General features: G+C 71.0%; 1 protein-coding gene. It reads right to left on the reverse strand.

Annotated features, from left to right (window positions below; genetic code table 11):
- Window positions 1-810, reverse strand: an 810-nt coding sequence (locus GJV64_RS15025) for a glycine betaine ABC transporter substrate-binding protein (RefSeq protein ID WP_328799208.1), incomplete at both ends; no start/stop codon positions are given.

Below are 810 nucleotides of genomic sequence, written 5' to 3' on the forward strand. Positions count from 1 at the left end.
CCTTCATAGCGGGCCAGCCGGCGCGCGAGGGCCTCGCGGCCCGGCGCCACCAGCAGCAGCGCATCATAGGCCGGCAGCGCGCCGCGATCATCGGCCAGCAGCACGATATCGGCGCCGGCCAGCGCGCCGTCGCTGCTGTAGGCGGTGACGACATCGGCGCTGCCATCCTGCAAGGCCGCCAGCATCAGCACGGGGGTGAAGGCACGAATCCGCGCGAACGAGAGGCCATAGACATGCTGCAGCGCCGCCCATTCGGCGCGCGACTGGAATTCGAGATCGGTGGCCAGTTTGAGTTGTGGCCCGACGCGCGCCAGGTCGCTGATCGTGTTCACGCCAAGCCGCTCGGCATCGCTGCGGCGCATGGCCAGTGCATAGGCATTCTCGAACCCCAGCCGCGCCGCCACGGTGACGCCGTGGCGCGCCTTCAGCTCGCGCGCCAGGATGAGCAGCATCGTCTCGCGCGGCACCACGTCGGTGCGGCCCAGCGCCTGCGTCCACAGCGTGCCGGAATAATCGATGCCGATGTCGATACCGCCGGCAGCCAGGCTCTGGAAGGCGATGCCCGATCCCAGCCCCGAGCGGATTTCCACCGGCTGGCCCTGCTGCCGGAGATCGGCGGCCACCAGCTCGGCCAGAATATATTGTTCGGAGAAGGTCTTGGTGCCGATCGCCACCGGGCGCAGCGCCCCGCTCCCACGCGCCTGCCACCACCAGCCCGTCACCCCGGCCCCCAACAGCACCAGCAGGGCGAGGCCCGCCAACGCCGGCGGCCAGCGGCGGCGGGCGATGCCGGCCTCGCATAGGCCCAGC

Source organism: Sandarakinorhabdus rubra, from assembly GCF_010994245.1.
Taxonomy (GTDB): Bacteria; Pseudomonadota; Alphaproteobacteria; order Sphingomonadales; family Sphingomonadaceae; genus Sandarakinorhabdus; species Sandarakinorhabdus rubra.